The following is a 12,597-nucleotide window of genomic DNA, read 5'->3' as shown; positions in this document are numbered from 1 at the left end:
CAGGCGGCCATGTCCTGGGCAAAGCTGGTCATGGCCGGAGTAGCTAGCCGGTCCGGGCATCTGGGGCAAGGTGGGGGAGCGCTTGCGCCCTCGCGGGCAAACCGCTACCCCCGCCCCCGATCCCTGCCCGCATGGGGAGGGTTGGGAGGGGGTGTGTGGAGAAAACGAACCTGACGGCGGCAGCAACACCCCGAAGAACCTCGCGGAGGGGCCTCCTTCGTCGCCTCGGGCGCGCGGCGCTGTGGCTGCTCGCCGGCCTCGTCGCCTTGCCGCTCGTCCTCACGCCGCTTTATGCCGTCGTCGATCCGGTCTCGGTGCCGATGCTCAGCCGCATGCTGACCGGCCAGCGCGTGGTGCGCGAGTGGCGCGGCATCGATGCCCTCTCCGACCGGCTCAAGGCGGCGGTGGTGATGAGCGAGGACGGCGGGTTCTGCCGCCATGCCGGCGTCGATTTCGCGGCCCTCAGGACCGAGATCGACAACCTCCTCGCCGGCAGGCCGTTCCGCGGCGCTTCGACGCTCACCATGCAGGTGGCGCGCAACCTGTTCCTGGGCAACGATCCCAGTTTCCTGCGCAAGGGGCTGGAGGTGCCGCTCGCCCTCTATGTCGACCTGGTCTTGTCCAAGCGGCGCATCCTCGAAATCTATCTCAACATCGCCGAGTGGGGCCCCGACGGCGAATTCGGCGCCGCGGCGGGAGCGCGAGCGGCCTTCGGGGTGGAAGCGGGGGCGCTGAGCTGGGGGCGGGCGAGCCTGTTGGCCACGGCGCTGCCCAATCCGCGTCTGCGCCGTGCGGCCAGCCCGAGCCGCGGGCTGCGGCGGGTCGCCGCCATCGTCGAGACGCGCGCCCGCCAGTACGGTCAGCGTGCCGCCTGCGTCACCGAGAGCGGCCGGCTCAGCCTCTGAATTGGCTCTAGCCAAGGCGCCCAAAAGCCTCTATAGAGGCCGCCAATTCCCAGGCAGGCTTTGTCTGTTGCCCACCGGCTGGCCGGTCGCGGCGGAACGCTATCGAATGACGGAGTAACGACTATGGCAGTGCCAAAACGCAAGACCTCGCCGATGAAGCGCGGCTTCCGCCGTTCGGCAGATGCGCTTGCCGCCCCGGCCTATGTCGAGGACAAGGACTCGGGCGAACTGCGTCGCCCGCACCACGTGGACCTCAAGACCGGCATGTATCGCGGCCGGCAGATCCTCGAGCCCAAGAAGTCCTGAGACCAGGTGTCGGCGCCCTTGCGCTCGTGAGTGTTTGAATTTCGCGGCCAGTCCCTCGTGGGCTGGCCGTTTCGTTTGCTAGGAGAAGACCGGCCATGGGCATGCGCGTTGAATCGGACACGATGGGAAGCATCGAGGTCCCCGCCGACAGATATTACGGTGCCCAGACGGCCCGTTCGCTGGCCAATTTCGACATCGGCGGCGAGAGGATGCCGGCCGAGATCATCCGCGCCTTCGGCATCCTCAAGAAGGCCGCTGCGCTCGCCAACCACAAGCTCGGCCTGCTCGACGCGACCACGCGCGACCTCATCGTGCGCGCCGCCGACGAGGTAATCGAGGGCAAGCTCGCCGATCATTTCCCGCTGGTGGTGTGGCAGACCGGCTCGGGCACGCAGTCCAACATGAACGTCAATGAGGTCATCTCCAACCGCGCCATCGAAATGGCCGGCGGGGTGATGGGGTCGAAGAAGCCGGTCCACCCCAACGACCACGTCAACATGAGCCAGTCGTCCAACGACACCTATCCCACTGCCATGCACATCGCCGCGGTGGAGGCGATCGAGGGCTACCTGATGGCAGGCGTCACGCCGCTGCGGGACACGCTCGACGCCAAGGCGAAGCAGTTCATGGACATCGTCAAGATCGGCCGCACGCATCTGCAGGACGCCACGCCGCTGACGCTGGGCCAGGAGATGAGCGGCTGGGTGGCGCAGCTCGACCTGGCGCTGAAGGCCATTCGCGCCACGCTGCCGCAGCTCTACGAACTGGCACTGGGCGGCACCGCTGTCGGCACCGGGCTCAACGCCCATCCGCAATATGGCGAGACGGTCGCTGCCGAGATCGCTTCGCTCACCGGCTTCCCGTTCGTCACCGCCCCCAACAAATATGCGGTGATGGCTGGCCACGACGCCTTCGTGGGCTCCTCCGGCGCGCTCAAGCAACTCGCCGCGGCGCTGATGAAGATCGCCAACGACGTGCGCTGGCTGGCCTCCGGCCCGCGCTCCGGCCTGGGCGAGATCACCATCCCCGAGAACGAGCCGGGATCCTCGATCATGCCGGGCAAGGTCAACCCGACCCAGGCCGAGGCGACCACCATGGTGGCCGTACAGGTCATGGGCAACGACGCCGCCATCGGCTTTGCTGCCAGCCAGGGCAATTTCGAGCTCAACGTCTACAAGCCGGTGATCGCCTACAACTTCCTGCAGTCGGTGCGGCTGCTTGCCGATGCCGCGAGGAGCTTCAACGACCACTGCGCCGTCGGCATCGAGCCCAATCGCGAGCGCATCAAGCAGCTGGTCGACCAGTCGCTGATGCTGGTCACGGCGCTCAACCGCAAGATCGGCTACGACAACGCCGCCAGGATCGCCAAGAACGCGCACAAGCAGGGCATCACCCTCAGGGAATCGGCGATCGCGCTCGGCCTGCTGACCGGCGAGGAGTTCGACGCCGAGGTCCGGCCCGAAAAGATGGTCGGCCCGCTGGCGCTCTGAGGCGCCCGTGACCCGGAGCCGCCGTTTCGATCGCATCGGAACGAGGCTCTGGCGGCGCGGGCGTCGGTTTGGCATTGTCTGCAGCCACAGCAGCGGAGAAAGCCATGACCGAAACCGTCTTCATCCCGCCCGAGCCGCGCCGTTCCACGCGCGGCGGCGTCTTCGTGCCGCCGCTGCTCCTGCTCCCGCTGGTCCTCTACAACCTCGTGGCGCTGCTGTTCATGGGCGGCAATCCGGCGGGCTGGAACACCCAGATCTTCTACGTGGCCATGGTATCCGGCCAGCCCTGGGCGCTGACGGCGGGCGACCTGCTGCTGGTGCTGGGCCTGGGCTGCCTGTTCTTCGAGGTGCTCAAGTCCACCAATACCGGCCGCAGCTCGGTGGTCGAGCACATGCTCTCGACGCTGGTCTTCGTCGTCTTCCTCGTCGAGTTCCTCCTCGTCGGGGCCGCGGCCAGCTCGGTCTTCTTCCTGCTGATGATGATGAGCATCTTCGACGTCGTCGCCGGCTTCAGCGTGTCGATCACCAGTGCCGGCCGCGACGTGACGATGAACTAGGCGGTGACCGACTTGCGGTAGCCGGCCGGCAGGCGGCGCACGGCGCTGCGGCCGCACAAGGCGTACGCATCGACCGCGTGTGACGCCGGGGCGCGCAGGCGGGCCCGCTGCGCTGGCAAGTGTTGCCGGGCGGCGATGAGCTGGCTCAGGAACGCTGCTGGCGGCGCCAGGCGCGTGCGCCCGGGCGGCTCCGGCTCAGTCGCGAGCACGACCGGCAGCCCGGCAGGCCGAACCTCGTCTGTGTCGTTTCGGGACATCGAAACTCCGTGCTTGCCGGAAAACCTGGAAAGCTCGGGTGCACACTATAAGGATTTGTTAACCGCGTACGCCGCCATCGCGCAGCAGGGTTAACCGCCGCGCGGGGCCGCCGCCCTGCGGTTGCTCGCTACTTGAAGTTGTCCTTGGCGGTCCGCAGCGCCGCGAACACCGTCGACGGCCTGGCGTCGGATGCCAGCCCCATGGCCCGGGCCAGTTCGGGACGGTCGGCGCGCAGGAAGGGGTTGGTGGCCTTTTCCATGTCGAGCGACACCGGGATGGTGAAGCGGCCCGCCTCGCGCATGCGCTCGACCTCGGCGGCACGGATGGCGAGCGCCGCGTTCCTGGGGTCGACGCTGCGCGCGAAGCGGGCGTTGTCCAGCGTGTATTCGTGGCCGCAATAGACCAGCGTGCCGCCCGGCAGCTCGCGCAGCTCCTCGAGCCCCTCCCACATCGGGCCCGGCTTGCCCTCGAACATGCGCCCGACGCCCATCGAGAACAGGGCATCGCCGCAGAACAGGTGGCCGCCGGCGTGGTCGTAGTAGACGATGTGTCCCAGCGTGTGGCCCGGGGTGCCGATGACATAGAAGCTGGTGGCGCCGAGCGCGACGTTCTCGCCCGGGCCGACCAGTTGGTCGAGCCCGAGGATCTTCTCGGCCTCGGCCCGCGGCCCGGTGACGGTGGCGCCGAACTCGCGCTTCAGCGCGGGGATGCCCTCGACGTGGTCGGTGTGGTGGTGGGTGACGAGGATGTCGGTCAGCGTCCAGCCGCGCAGCGCCAGCGCCGCCTTGATGGCCTTGGCGTCGGGCGCGTCGATGGCCGCGGTGCGACCGCTGTCGACGTCGTGCACGAGATAGCCGTAATTGTCCTTGCGGCACATGAAGATGTCGATCAGCAGGGCCAATGCGCGCTCCTCGCTTCCGCCGCCGTGCCGCCGGGGATGACAAGTCCGGCGGGGTGCGGCAGAGTCTACAAAGCTTTGCGAGGCAAATCCATGAGCGCGGACGTCACCCGGCTGATCGAGTACTACAGATCGCCGCTCGGCAAGATCTCCCGGGCGCTGGTGCGCGAGCAGGTGGTGCGGCTGAGCGGCGATGTCGCCGGCCGGCGCGTGCTCGGGCTCGGCTTTGCCACGCCCTACATGCGCTTTGCGCTGGACCGGGCCGAGCGCGTGCTCGCCTTCATGCCGGCCCGGCAGGGGGCGTCGGCGTGGCCGCGCGAAGGGCCCTCGCACACCGTGCTGTGCGACCCGCTGGAACTGCCGCTCACCGACGCCGCCGTCGATCTCATCATCGCCGTGCACGCCTTCGAGCACATCGCCGACGCCGAGGAACTGATGCGCGAGCTGTGGCGGGTGGCGGCGCCCAACGCGCAACTGGTCATCGTCGTGCCGCGGCGCCGGGGCCTGTGGGCGCAAGTCGACACCACCCCGTTCGGCGAAGGGCATCCCTACAGCCGGGCGCAGCTCGAAAAGCTGCTGCGCGACCATTCCTTCGTGCCTGAACTGTGGCGCGAGGCGCTGTACCTGCCGCCGGTCCACAATGCCCTGGTGCTCAAGTCGGCGCGCTTCTTCGAGCGGGCGGGGCGGCTGTTCGGGCCGACCTTTGCCGGCCTGTTGATGGTGCGGGCGCGCAAGGAGCTGTTTCCGGCGGTGCCGCGGCGCCACAGGGCGGAACGCTACGTGCGCGTGCCGGCGCTGGCGCCGCAGGCGGCGATGCGCACGGCGGGGCACTGACCGCCCGCACTTTCCTTTGCGTTGGCCCACGCCTTTCACTATGGTCCGCGCGGCGTCCGTCCCCCACTCCACTTGCTGCCATGTCCGACCTGCCCTCCCGTCCCCAGCCGCAACCCGGCCTGCTCAGGATCGCGCCCTACGTCCAGGGCCGGGCCCATGCCGTGCCCGGGGTCAGCCCGGTCAAGCTCTCCGCCAACGAGAGCCCGCTCGGCGCCAGCCCGCGCGCCGTCGCCGCCTACCAGGCGCAGGCGGACAAGCTCGCGATCTACCCGGAGGGCTCGTCGCGCCTGCTGCGCGAGGCGCTGGGCGAGGTGCACGGGCTCGATCCGGCGCGTATCGTCTGCGGCGCCGGCTCCGACGACATCCTGCACCTGCTGGCCCAGTCCTATCTCGGCGAGGGCGACGAGGCGGTGATGAGCGAATTCGGCTTTTCCGTCTATCCGATCGTCACCCGCGGTGCCTCGGCCGAGATCGTCATGGCCCCGGAGACGGATTATCGTGCCGACGTCGACGCGTTGCTGGCCGCGGTGACGCCGCGCACGAAGATGCTGTTTCTCGCCAATCCCAACAACCCGACCGGTACCTGCCTGTCGCCCGCCGAGCTCGACAGGCTGCACCGGGGCCTCAGGCCGGATATCCTGTTCGTGCTCGATGCCGCCTACGCCGAATACGTCACCGCCCCCGACTACGAGCCGGGGCTCGAGCTGGTGAACCGGGCCGAGAACGTCGTCATGGTGCGCACCTTCTCCAAGATGGGCCTCGCGGCGCTGCGCCTCGGCTGGATGTACGGGCCGGCGCATGTGGTCGATGCGGTCAACCGCATCCGCGGCCCGTTCAATGTTAGTGTTCCGGCGCAGGTGGCGGGCGCCGAGGCCGCCCGCGACGTGGCCTTCACGCGCCAGCTCCGGGAGTACAACGCCCGCTGGCGCGACTGGCTGACGCGCAGCCTGTCCTCGAACCGGCTGCGCGTGGTGCAGAGCGAGGCCAATTTCGTCATGGTGCTGTTCGAGGACGCGGCGCAGGCGCAGGCCGCCTTTCAGGCGCTGCTCGAGCACGGCCTCATCGTGCGCGAGATCCACGGCTACGGCATCGCCAACGGGCTGAGGATCTCCATCGGTCCGGAAGCGGCCATGCGCGGCGTCGCCGAGGTGCTCAAGGCCTTCGGCGCCCCGGGGGCGGCGGCGTGATGTTCGAAAAACTGGCGCTGGTCGGCATCGGCCTCATCGGTTCGTCAATTGCGCGGGCGGCGCAGCTCAAGGGGCTGGCGCGCAGCATCGCCATTTCCACCCGCCGCGAGGAAACGCTGGACGAGGCGCGCGCGCTCGGGCTGGGTGACAGCTACGAGCGCGACCCCGCCGAGGCGGTGCGCGGCGCCGACCTCGTCATCCTGTGCACGCCGGTCGGCGCCTATGCCGACGTTATGGCCCAGATCGCCCCGGCGCTCGCGCCCGGCGCCATCCTCTCCGATGTCGGCTCGGTCAAGCAGCACGTCGTCAAGGTCCTCGCCCCGCTGGTGCCCGCGGGCGTCCACTTCATCCCCGGCCATCCCATCGCCGGCACCGAGCATTCCGGGCCGGCCGCGGGTTTCGCCGAGCTGTTCGTGGGGCGCTGGTGCGTGCTGACCCCGGGACCGGGGGTCGACGCCGGCGCCGTCGAGCGGCTGAGGGCGTTCTGGAGCGCCATGGGCTCCAAGGTCGAGTGCATGAGTCCCGAGCACCACGACCTGGTGCTGGCCATCACCAGCCACGTGCCGCACCTCGTCGCCTACAACATCGTGGGGACGGTCGCCGACCTCGAGGCCGACACGCAGTCCGAGGTGGTCAAGTTCTCGGCCTCGGGCTTCCGCGACTTCACCCGCATCGCCGCCAGCGATCCGGTGATGTGGCGCGATATCTTCCTCACCAATCGCGACGCCGTCCTCGAGATGCTGGGGCGTTTCCTCGAGGATCTGAGCCGGCTGCAGCGCATGGTGCGCGTCGGCGACGGTGCCGGGCTCGAGGCGCTGTTTACCCGCACCCGCGCCATCCGGCGTTCCATCATCAGCGTCGGCCAGGATACCGCCGCCGCCGATTTCGGCCGCCCGCATCCGGGCGAGGCGGAGGACCCGGCGGACGGCGGCGACAAGATCTAGCCGATCTGCCCCCTCCCCAACCCTCCCCACGCAAGCGGGGGAGGGTGTCATTGTGTGCCTCTGGCAGGATGGTGCCCCGCCCACCGGGCGCACACCCTCCCCCTTGTGGGGAGGGTTGGGGAGGGGGTGGCCGTGAGGGGCACGGTCGTCGGTGAGGATGGCTCTCTACCTAGAACAGCGGCGCCAGCTGTGCCACCGGCAGCAGGCCGGCAAAGACGAAGCCGCCGCGCAAATTGAGCGTCTGGGCATAGCTGCCGTCGGCCGCCTGCTGCCCGAGCACGATGCCCTTCCAGTCCTCGGGGATGAGCGTGCCGGCGCGCTCGACCACCCCCTTGCTGGTGAGCTGGATCTGGCCTTCCAGCCGCGCCGCCGAATCGAGGGCCAGCGTGCCGTTCGCGCGCACGAACTCGTCGGCGGCAGTAGCCTCGAGACGGACCAGGTGGAGCTGGCCGCCGGCGTCGCGCCAGCGCGGCAGCGCTTCGGCGTCGGCGAAGCGCCGCAGGTCGTCGGGCACCCCGGTCAGTTCGGCCTCGAGGCTGAGCTGGCCGTCGGCGATGCCGAGGGCGGGAGCCTGGACCAGTTCCGCGCGGGCATAGGCGGCGAGCCCCGCCAGTCCCGTAGCCGGCGCGTGCCGCTCGGGCATGTCCAGCAGGTGCGCCTCGACATGGGCGGCACGGGCAAGCAGCAGTTCGGTCGCGAGCGTGTCGGTGAGGGTGAGGTCGTCCGCAACCAGCGAGGCGCGCGCCAGGCGCCAGCCGGCGCCGGCCAGGCCGGCGAGGATGTCGTCGGTGGTGAGCCGCACGCTGGCTTCGGCGCTGGCGAAATCGAGGCGGCGCTCGGCCCCGGTGAAGGCGTCGGCGAGGGTGAGTGGCGATTGCGCCGAGACGATTGCGTGGGTGGGGTTGTAGACCAGCACCGAGGCGCGCAGCCCGGCGACGGTCACGCTCACGTCGCCGTCGGTGATGTCGGCGCCGGTGCAGGCGAAATCGAAGCGGAACGGGAAGCCGGTGATGTCGAGCCGCTCGCAGGTGAGGCTGGCGGCGGCGTCGGCACCACCCTGGTCGAGCAGGGCGGCGCGGGCCTGGCCCGCCACGTAGAACCAGCCCGCGCTCCACAGTCCGATGACGGCGAGAACGACGAGGCCGAGCCAGACAAATCGGGTCACGCTGAGTTCCTTGTCGTTGGCGGGTGCGGCCAGCGGGCACGCACCCGATTGCGCGGCGCCCTACCTAGCGTTACGAACCGGACCAGAACAAGGGCAAACCGTGAAGCAGCAAAACTCCTACTGGGTCTTCGGCTACGGCTCGCTGATCTGGAAGCCGGGCTTCGCCTATGAGCGCGCCGTGCCGGCGCTGCTGCCGGGCGCGCACAGGAGCCTGTGCATCTATTCGCACCGGCATCGCGGCACGCCCGAGCGGCCCGGCCTCGTGTTCGGGCTGATGCCCGGCGGATCCTGCCGCGGCATGGCCTTCGAGATCGCGCCGGACCGCTGGGACGGGGTGCTTTGCTACCTGCGCGAGCGCGAGATGGATCGCGGCGTCTACCGCGAGGCGCAGCGCGCCGTCCGGCTCGCCGGCGGGGACGGCGAGGTGCGGGCTCTCGCCTTCATGGTGGACGTCCGGCACGCCCAGTATGCCGGCCGGCTGGCGCTCGCCGAGCAGCTGCGACTGGTGCGCGCCGGGCTCGGGGAATCGGGACCTAACGTCGAGTACGTGCTCGCCACGGCTCGCCATCTCGAGCAACTGGGCATCAACGACAAGGCGCTGCGTGCGCTGGTCCGGGCGCTGGACGGCACCGACCTGCCGGTCGTCGCGGACAGCGCCTGAGGCAGTCCTCAGGCCGCGCTCAGCCCCGCCGCCGGCTCGGCCCCTTCGAGGTCCCAGACCGCGGTCAGGCGCTCGATCTCGTTGTCCCCGGCATCGACGTGAAAGACGCGGTCGGCGCAGTCGAGCGCGAGGCGGAAGCGGGCCCGGCTGGCGGCGTCGTTGATGACGTCGGCGGCCGAGCCGGCCCACAGCACCACGCGGCCGCGGGCGACCAAAAACAGGTCGTTGTTGCGCAGGGCGAAATCGTCGAGCCGTTGCGGCGACAGCGCGTACAGCCGGCCGGAGCGGCCGCGCCAGCTGACGTGCCGCGGCAGTTGCGGCGGTGGCAACCTCTCGACGCCCGGTCCCATGCGACGCTCCTTGCTCCGGAAGAGAGAACAAAACTAGAACAAATTCGAACGGCCGTCAACCGTTTGTTCCAATCTGCACAACATGTATGGATGAGCTCGGCAGAAACGTCAAGATGTAGTGGTGTTCTCCGCCGACAGCTGCGCCCGCAGCGCCTCCAGCCGCTCCCGCATTTCGGGCGGGATCGGGCTCGCCAGGCCCCTCTCGTAGGCGCCCAGGATCAGCCGGCCGGTCTCGCCTTCGATGGCGGCGGCCAGCGCTGCGTGGAAGGCCTCCGCCGGCAGGCCCGGCGCGATCGGCGGCAGGAAGCGGGCGCGCGCCGTGCCCGGCCACAGCACCAGGCTGCGGCGCCCCCAGTACAGGCCGGAATCGAGCGCCACCGGTACCACCGGCACGCCCAGCTCCGCATACAGGCGGGCGGTGCCGAAACGGTAGTCGGGGGGCGCGAGCGCCGCCTTGCGCGTGCCCTCCGGGAAAATGACGATGCGGCAGCCCCGCGCGAGCGCCGCCCGCGCCTCCTCCGTCATCGCGGGAATGGCCTCGCCACCCAGGCTGCGGTCGATGCGGATGGTGTCGAAGACCCGCGCCGCCCAGCCGAAGAAGGGGATGTCCATCAATTCCTTCTTGGCGATGAAGGCAGGCCGCCGAGTGTGCGGCAGGATGGCGAAGATGTCCCAGTCGCTCATGTGCTTGGCGGCGATGATGCAGGGGCCGTCGGGGATGTTCTCCATGCCCTTGACGTCGGAGCGGATGCCCACGACCCAGCGCAGCAGGAACAGGTTGCAGGCCGCCCAGTAGCGCGCCACCGCCCAGCCGAAGCCGGTGCGTCCGCGCAGCTTCGCGTCGAGCCCGACGAGGATGGCGAGCACCGCGGTCTGGCCGAGATAGAGCAGGTAGAACAGCAGCGAGCGGATCGCCTGGACGAGCACTCACACCTCCCCTGCGGCGCCCGCCGCCTGCCGGCCGTCCATGCCGTTCGCGCCCACCCGGCCCCTCAGGAAGTCTGCGTGAGGAAGCGGCGCACCGTCAGCCGCGACGTGATGGCGGTCACTGCGGCGATCACCGGCACCACCGCGGCGATGCCGAAGATGCCGTCGACGCCGAGCGCGAAGCGGCCGAACAGGATGCCGAGCTGGGTGCTGGCCTCGTCGGGCACGACATTGCCCGCCGTCAGCCCGATCAGGGCAAAGAAGGCGACGGCGGCGATGCCGCCGACCAGCCCGCCGCGGAAGCCGATCGACAGGAACCGCCCCTGGAACTCGCCGGCGATGAAGCTGTTGGAGGCGCCGATGAAGTGCAGCACGTCGACGATCTCGCGGTTCGAGGCCATGGTGCCGCGCGTCGCGAAGATGATGGCGAGCACGGTGGCGACAAGGATCAGCGACAGCACCAGCAGCCCCGAAACGACGATCGTCCCGGCCATGATGTTGAGCTGCTGGCGCCAGGCGGCGTGCGTATCGAGGCTGGCCCCCTTGACTGCGGCGAGGTCGCGGGCAAGCTTGGTGATGTCGGCCTCGGCGGGGTCGCCCAGTTCCACCACCACCAGCCGCGGCACCTCGATGGCCGACAGGTCGATGCCGGAGCCGAGCCAGGGCTCGAGCAGGGCCTGGCTCTCGGCCACCGACAGCGCCCGGGCGGCCGTTACCCCCGGCGTCGCCTGCGCCAGTGCCACCGCCGTGCGCAAATTGCTCTCCATCACCTCGCCCTCGACCGGGCGGATCTGGATGGTGACCTCGCGCCCCACGTCGGCGCTCCAGGCGATGGCCGATTTCTGCACCAGCACGACGCCGCCCAGCGTCACCGCCGACAGGAAGGTCATGATGGCGACGAGCAGCACCAGCGTGCGCCCGGCGACCGAGCGCTCCGGCACGATCGGGGCGGCGCGGCCCCGGCGGGCGTCGTGGGCAGGCCGCTGCAGCGGCAGGCGGGGCAGCCGGAATTCAGCCACGGAACACCACCTGGCCGTCGCGCAGCTGCATGCGGGGGAAGGGGAAGCTCTCGAGCAGCGGCAGTTCGTGCGTGGCGAGGATGATGGTCGTGCCCATCTTGTTGAGTTCGGCGAACAGCCGCACCAGCCTGAGCGACAGCTCGGGGTCGACATTGCCGGTGGGCTCGTCGGCGAGCAGGATGTCGGGCCGGCCGATGACGGCACGGGCGATGGCGGCGCGCTGCTTCTCGCCGCCCGACAGCAGCGCCGGCAGCGCATCCATGCGTTCGCCCAGTCCCACCCATTCGAGCAGTTCGGTGACGTTGGAGCGGTACTCGCTCTCGGGCTGGCCGAGCACGCGCAGGGGCAGCGCCACGTTCTCGAACGTCGTCAGGTGGTCGAGCAGGCGGAAATCCTGGAAGACGATGCCGATATGGCGGCGCATCTGCAGCAGCGAGTCCTGGTCGAGCCGCGAGACGTCCTTGCCGAACAGCGTCACCCGGCCGCGGGTGGGCTTGAGCGACAGCAGCAGAAGTTTCAGGAGCGAGGTCTTGCCGGACCCGGAGGGGCCCGTGAGGAAATGGAACGAGCCGGGCTCGATGTGGAAGGTGAGGTCGCGCAGGATTTCCGGACCCTGGCCGTAGCGCAGGCCCACGTTGGAAAACTCGATCACCTGCCCGTCCAATCCGAATCAACCCCCACGCATGATACATCACCGCGGCGCCTGCCTAGACGCCAAGCTGGGCAAGTTTGAGGAGTTTTAACCCGCCACGTCTAGCGTCGCGGCATGCCTTCGCCCAGCTTCGCCATGGCCGTCATCGCGTGTCCGCATTGCGGCACCCGCTACCAGCTCCCCGCCGATCGGCTGGGACCGGGGGGGCGCGAGGTGCAGTGCGCCAATTGCACTCGCTCGTGGCTGGCCGCGCCGGGCGCGACCGCGTCGCCAGATGTCCGGCCGGCAGCGGAGACGGACGCCGATCGCATGTTCGAGGGGCCGGCGGAGCGCGACCTCGATGCCGCCTTCGCCGCGGCGGAGCGGGCGGTCGCCGCCGCTGCGTCCGCCATCCAACAGGAACCGCGCGCTGCCGAGGCCGCCCCGACCGCCGTTCCGGCGCCT

At 69.8% G+C, this 12,597-nt stretch carries 16 protein-coding genes; 9 read left to right on the top strand and 7 right to left on the bottom strand.

All coding sequences use genetic code 11. The features are described from left to right. The first annotated feature begins 155 nt into the window (after window positions 1–155). The 4 genes from VGD93_RS09545 to VGD93_RS09530 all read left to right on the top strand — a co-directional run bounded on the left by VGD93_RS09545 (window position 156) and on the right by VGD93_RS09530 (window position 3,258). Window positions 156–905: a transglycosylase domain-containing protein gene (locus tag VGD93_RS09545; protein WP_395011467.1), complete on the top strand. Its 750-nt coding sequence runs from the start codon at window positions 156–158 to the stop codon at window positions 903–905. Between the two features lie 123 nt (window positions 906–1,028). Beyond that, window positions 1,029–1,211 carry a 50S ribosomal protein L32 gene (gene rpmF, locus VGD93_RS09540; RefSeq protein WP_312535548.1) on the top strand — a complete coding sequence of 61 codons (183 nt, stop codon included), beginning with the start codon at window positions 1,029–1,031 and terminating at the stop codon, window positions 1,209–1,211. Between the two features lie 95 nt (window positions 1,212–1,306). After that, window positions 1,307–2,701, top strand: a complete 1,395-nt coding sequence (fumC, locus tag VGD93_RS09535; protein WP_395011465.1) for a class II fumarate hydratase — start codon at window positions 1,307–1,309, stop codon at window positions 2,699–2,701. Window positions 2,702–2,805: 104 nt separating this feature from the next. Continuing rightward, window positions 2,806–3,258, top strand: a complete 453-nt coding sequence (locus tag VGD93_RS09530; RefSeq protein ID WP_395011463.1) for a hypothetical protein — start codon at window positions 2,806–2,808, stop codon at window positions 3,256–3,258. Here the strand turns inward: VGD93_RS09530 and VGD93_RS09525 are convergent. Next, window positions 3,255–3,515, bottom strand: a complete 261-nt coding sequence (locus VGD93_RS09525) for a hypothetical protein (protein ID WP_395011462.1) — start codon at window positions 3,513–3,515, stop codon at window positions 3,255–3,257. The two genes, VGD93_RS09530 and VGD93_RS09525, sit on opposite strands and share 4 nt — an antisense overlap. Before the next feature lie 128 nt (window positions 3,516–3,643). Continuing rightward, window positions 3,644–4,417: a hydroxyacylglutathione hydrolase gene (gene gloB / locus VGD93_RS09520; protein WP_395011460.1), complete on the bottom strand. Its 774-nt coding sequence runs from the start codon at window positions 4,415–4,417 to the stop codon at window positions 3,644–3,646. Between the two features lie 90 nt (window positions 4,418–4,507). On the opposite strand from gloB, the gene VGD93_RS09515 reads away from it, so the two are divergent. From VGD93_RS09515 to VGD93_RS09505, 3 genes are all read left to right on the top strand, one after another. Then, window positions 4,508–5,248, top strand: a complete 741-nt coding sequence (locus VGD93_RS09515) for a class I SAM-dependent methyltransferase (RefSeq protein ID WP_395011458.1) — start codon at window positions 4,508–4,510, stop codon at window positions 5,246–5,248. A gap of 80 nt (window positions 5,249–5,328) precedes the next feature. Continuing rightward, window positions 5,329–6,435: a pyridoxal phosphate-dependent aminotransferase gene (locus VGD93_RS09510; protein ID WP_395011456.1), complete on the top strand. Its 1,107-nt coding sequence runs from the start codon at window positions 5,329–5,331 to the stop codon at window positions 6,433–6,435. After that, window positions 6,435–7,379, top strand: coding sequence for a prephenate/arogenate dehydrogenase family protein (locus VGD93_RS09505; protein WP_395011455.1), 945 nt, complete (start codon window positions 6,435–6,437; stop codon window positions 7,377–7,379). The genes VGD93_RS09510 and VGD93_RS09505 overlap by 1 nt, the downstream gene beginning before the upstream one ends. Before the next feature lie 169 nt (window positions 7,380–7,548). On the opposite strand, the gene VGD93_RS09500 is transcribed toward VGD93_RS09505, so the two are convergent. After that, a complete protein-coding gene (locus tag VGD93_RS09500; RefSeq protein ID WP_395011453.1) occupies window positions 7,549–8,544 on the bottom strand; it encodes a DUF2125 domain-containing protein in 996 nt (331 codons plus the stop codon). Between the two features lie 100 nt (window positions 8,545–8,644). Between VGD93_RS09500 and VGD93_RS09495 the strand changes: the two genes are divergently transcribed. After that, entirely contained in the window at window positions 8,645–9,205 is a 561-nt protein-coding gene (locus VGD93_RS09495; protein ID WP_395011451.1) for a gamma-glutamylcyclotransferase, read from the top strand. An 8-nt stretch (window positions 9,206–9,213) separates the two neighbouring features. On the opposite strand, the gene VGD93_RS09490 is transcribed toward VGD93_RS09495, so the two are convergent. The 4 genes from VGD93_RS09490 to ftsE all read right to left on the bottom strand — a co-directional run bounded on the left by VGD93_RS09490 (window position 9,214) and on the right by ftsE (window position 12,153). Beyond that, on the bottom strand, window positions 9,214–9,555 hold the full coding sequence (locus VGD93_RS09490; protein ID WP_395011449.1) for a hypothetical protein: 342 nt from the start codon (window positions 9,553–9,555) through the stop codon (window positions 9,214–9,216). Between the two features lie 108 nt (window positions 9,556–9,663). Further along, window positions 9,664–10,482, bottom strand: coding sequence for a lysophospholipid acyltransferase family protein (locus VGD93_RS09485; RefSeq protein WP_395011447.1), 819 nt, complete (start codon window positions 10,480–10,482; stop codon window positions 9,664–9,666). Between the two features lie 65 nt (window positions 10,483–10,547). After that, a complete protein-coding gene (locus VGD93_RS09480; RefSeq protein WP_395011446.1) occupies window positions 10,548–11,501 on the bottom strand; it encodes a cell division protein FtsX in 954 nt (317 codons plus the stop codon). Then, the gene (gene ftsE, locus VGD93_RS09475; protein ID WP_395011445.1) at window positions 11,494–12,153 is read right to left on the bottom strand and encodes a cell division ATP-binding protein FtsE; all 660 of its coding nucleotides are present in this window, start codon (window positions 12,151–12,153) and stop codon (window positions 11,494–11,496) included. The genes VGD93_RS09480 and ftsE overlap by 8 nt, the downstream gene beginning before the upstream one ends. Before the next feature lie 114 nt (window positions 12,154–12,267). Here ftsE and VGD93_RS09470 point away from each other — a divergent pair. Further along, window positions 12,268–12,597 (top strand): zinc-ribbon domain-containing protein (locus tag VGD93_RS09470; protein ID WP_395011443.1); only part of this gene is annotated, 330 nt, incomplete at its 3' end.

The organism is Devosia sp. (assembly GCF_036406155.1).
GTDB lineage: Bacteria > Pseudomonadota > Alphaproteobacteria > Rhizobiales > Devosiaceae > Devosia_A.
This window is presented reverse-complemented; position numbering and strand designations above follow the sequence as displayed.

What these genes read in the sequence shown, in the direction of transcription:
- VGD93_RS09530 (WP_395011463.1), top strand. Translation starts at nt 2,806, where the DNA reads ATGACCGAAACCGTCTTCATCCCGCCCGAGCCGCGCCGTTCCACGCGC.
- fumC (WP_395011465.1), top strand. Translation starts at nt 1,307, where the DNA reads ATGGGCATGCGCGTTGAATCGGACACGATGGGAAGCATCGAGGTCCCC.
- rpmF (WP_312535548.1), top strand. Translation starts at nt 1,029, where the DNA reads ATGGCAGTGCCAAAACGCAAGACCTCGCCGATGAAGCGCGGCTTCCGC.
- VGD93_RS09490 (WP_395011449.1), bottom strand. Translation starts at nt 9,555, where the DNA reads ATGGGACCGGGCGTCGAGAGGTTGCCACCGCCGCAACTGCCGCGGCAC.
- VGD93_RS09505 (WP_395011455.1), top strand. Translation starts at nt 6,435, where the DNA reads ATGTTCGAAAAACTGGCGCTGGTCGGCATCGGCCTCATCGGTTCGTCA.
- VGD93_RS09515 (WP_395011458.1), top strand. Translation starts at nt 4,508, where the DNA reads ATGAGCGCGGACGTCACCCGGCTGATCGAGTACTACAGATCGCCGCTC.
- VGD93_RS09525 (WP_395011462.1), bottom strand. Translation starts at nt 3,515, where the DNA reads ATGTCCCGAAACGACACAGACGAGGTTCGGCCTGCCGGGCTGCCGGTC.
- VGD93_RS09510 (WP_395011456.1), top strand. Translation starts at nt 5,329, where the DNA reads ATGTCCGACCTGCCCTCCCGTCCCCAGCCGCAACCCGGCCTGCTCAGG.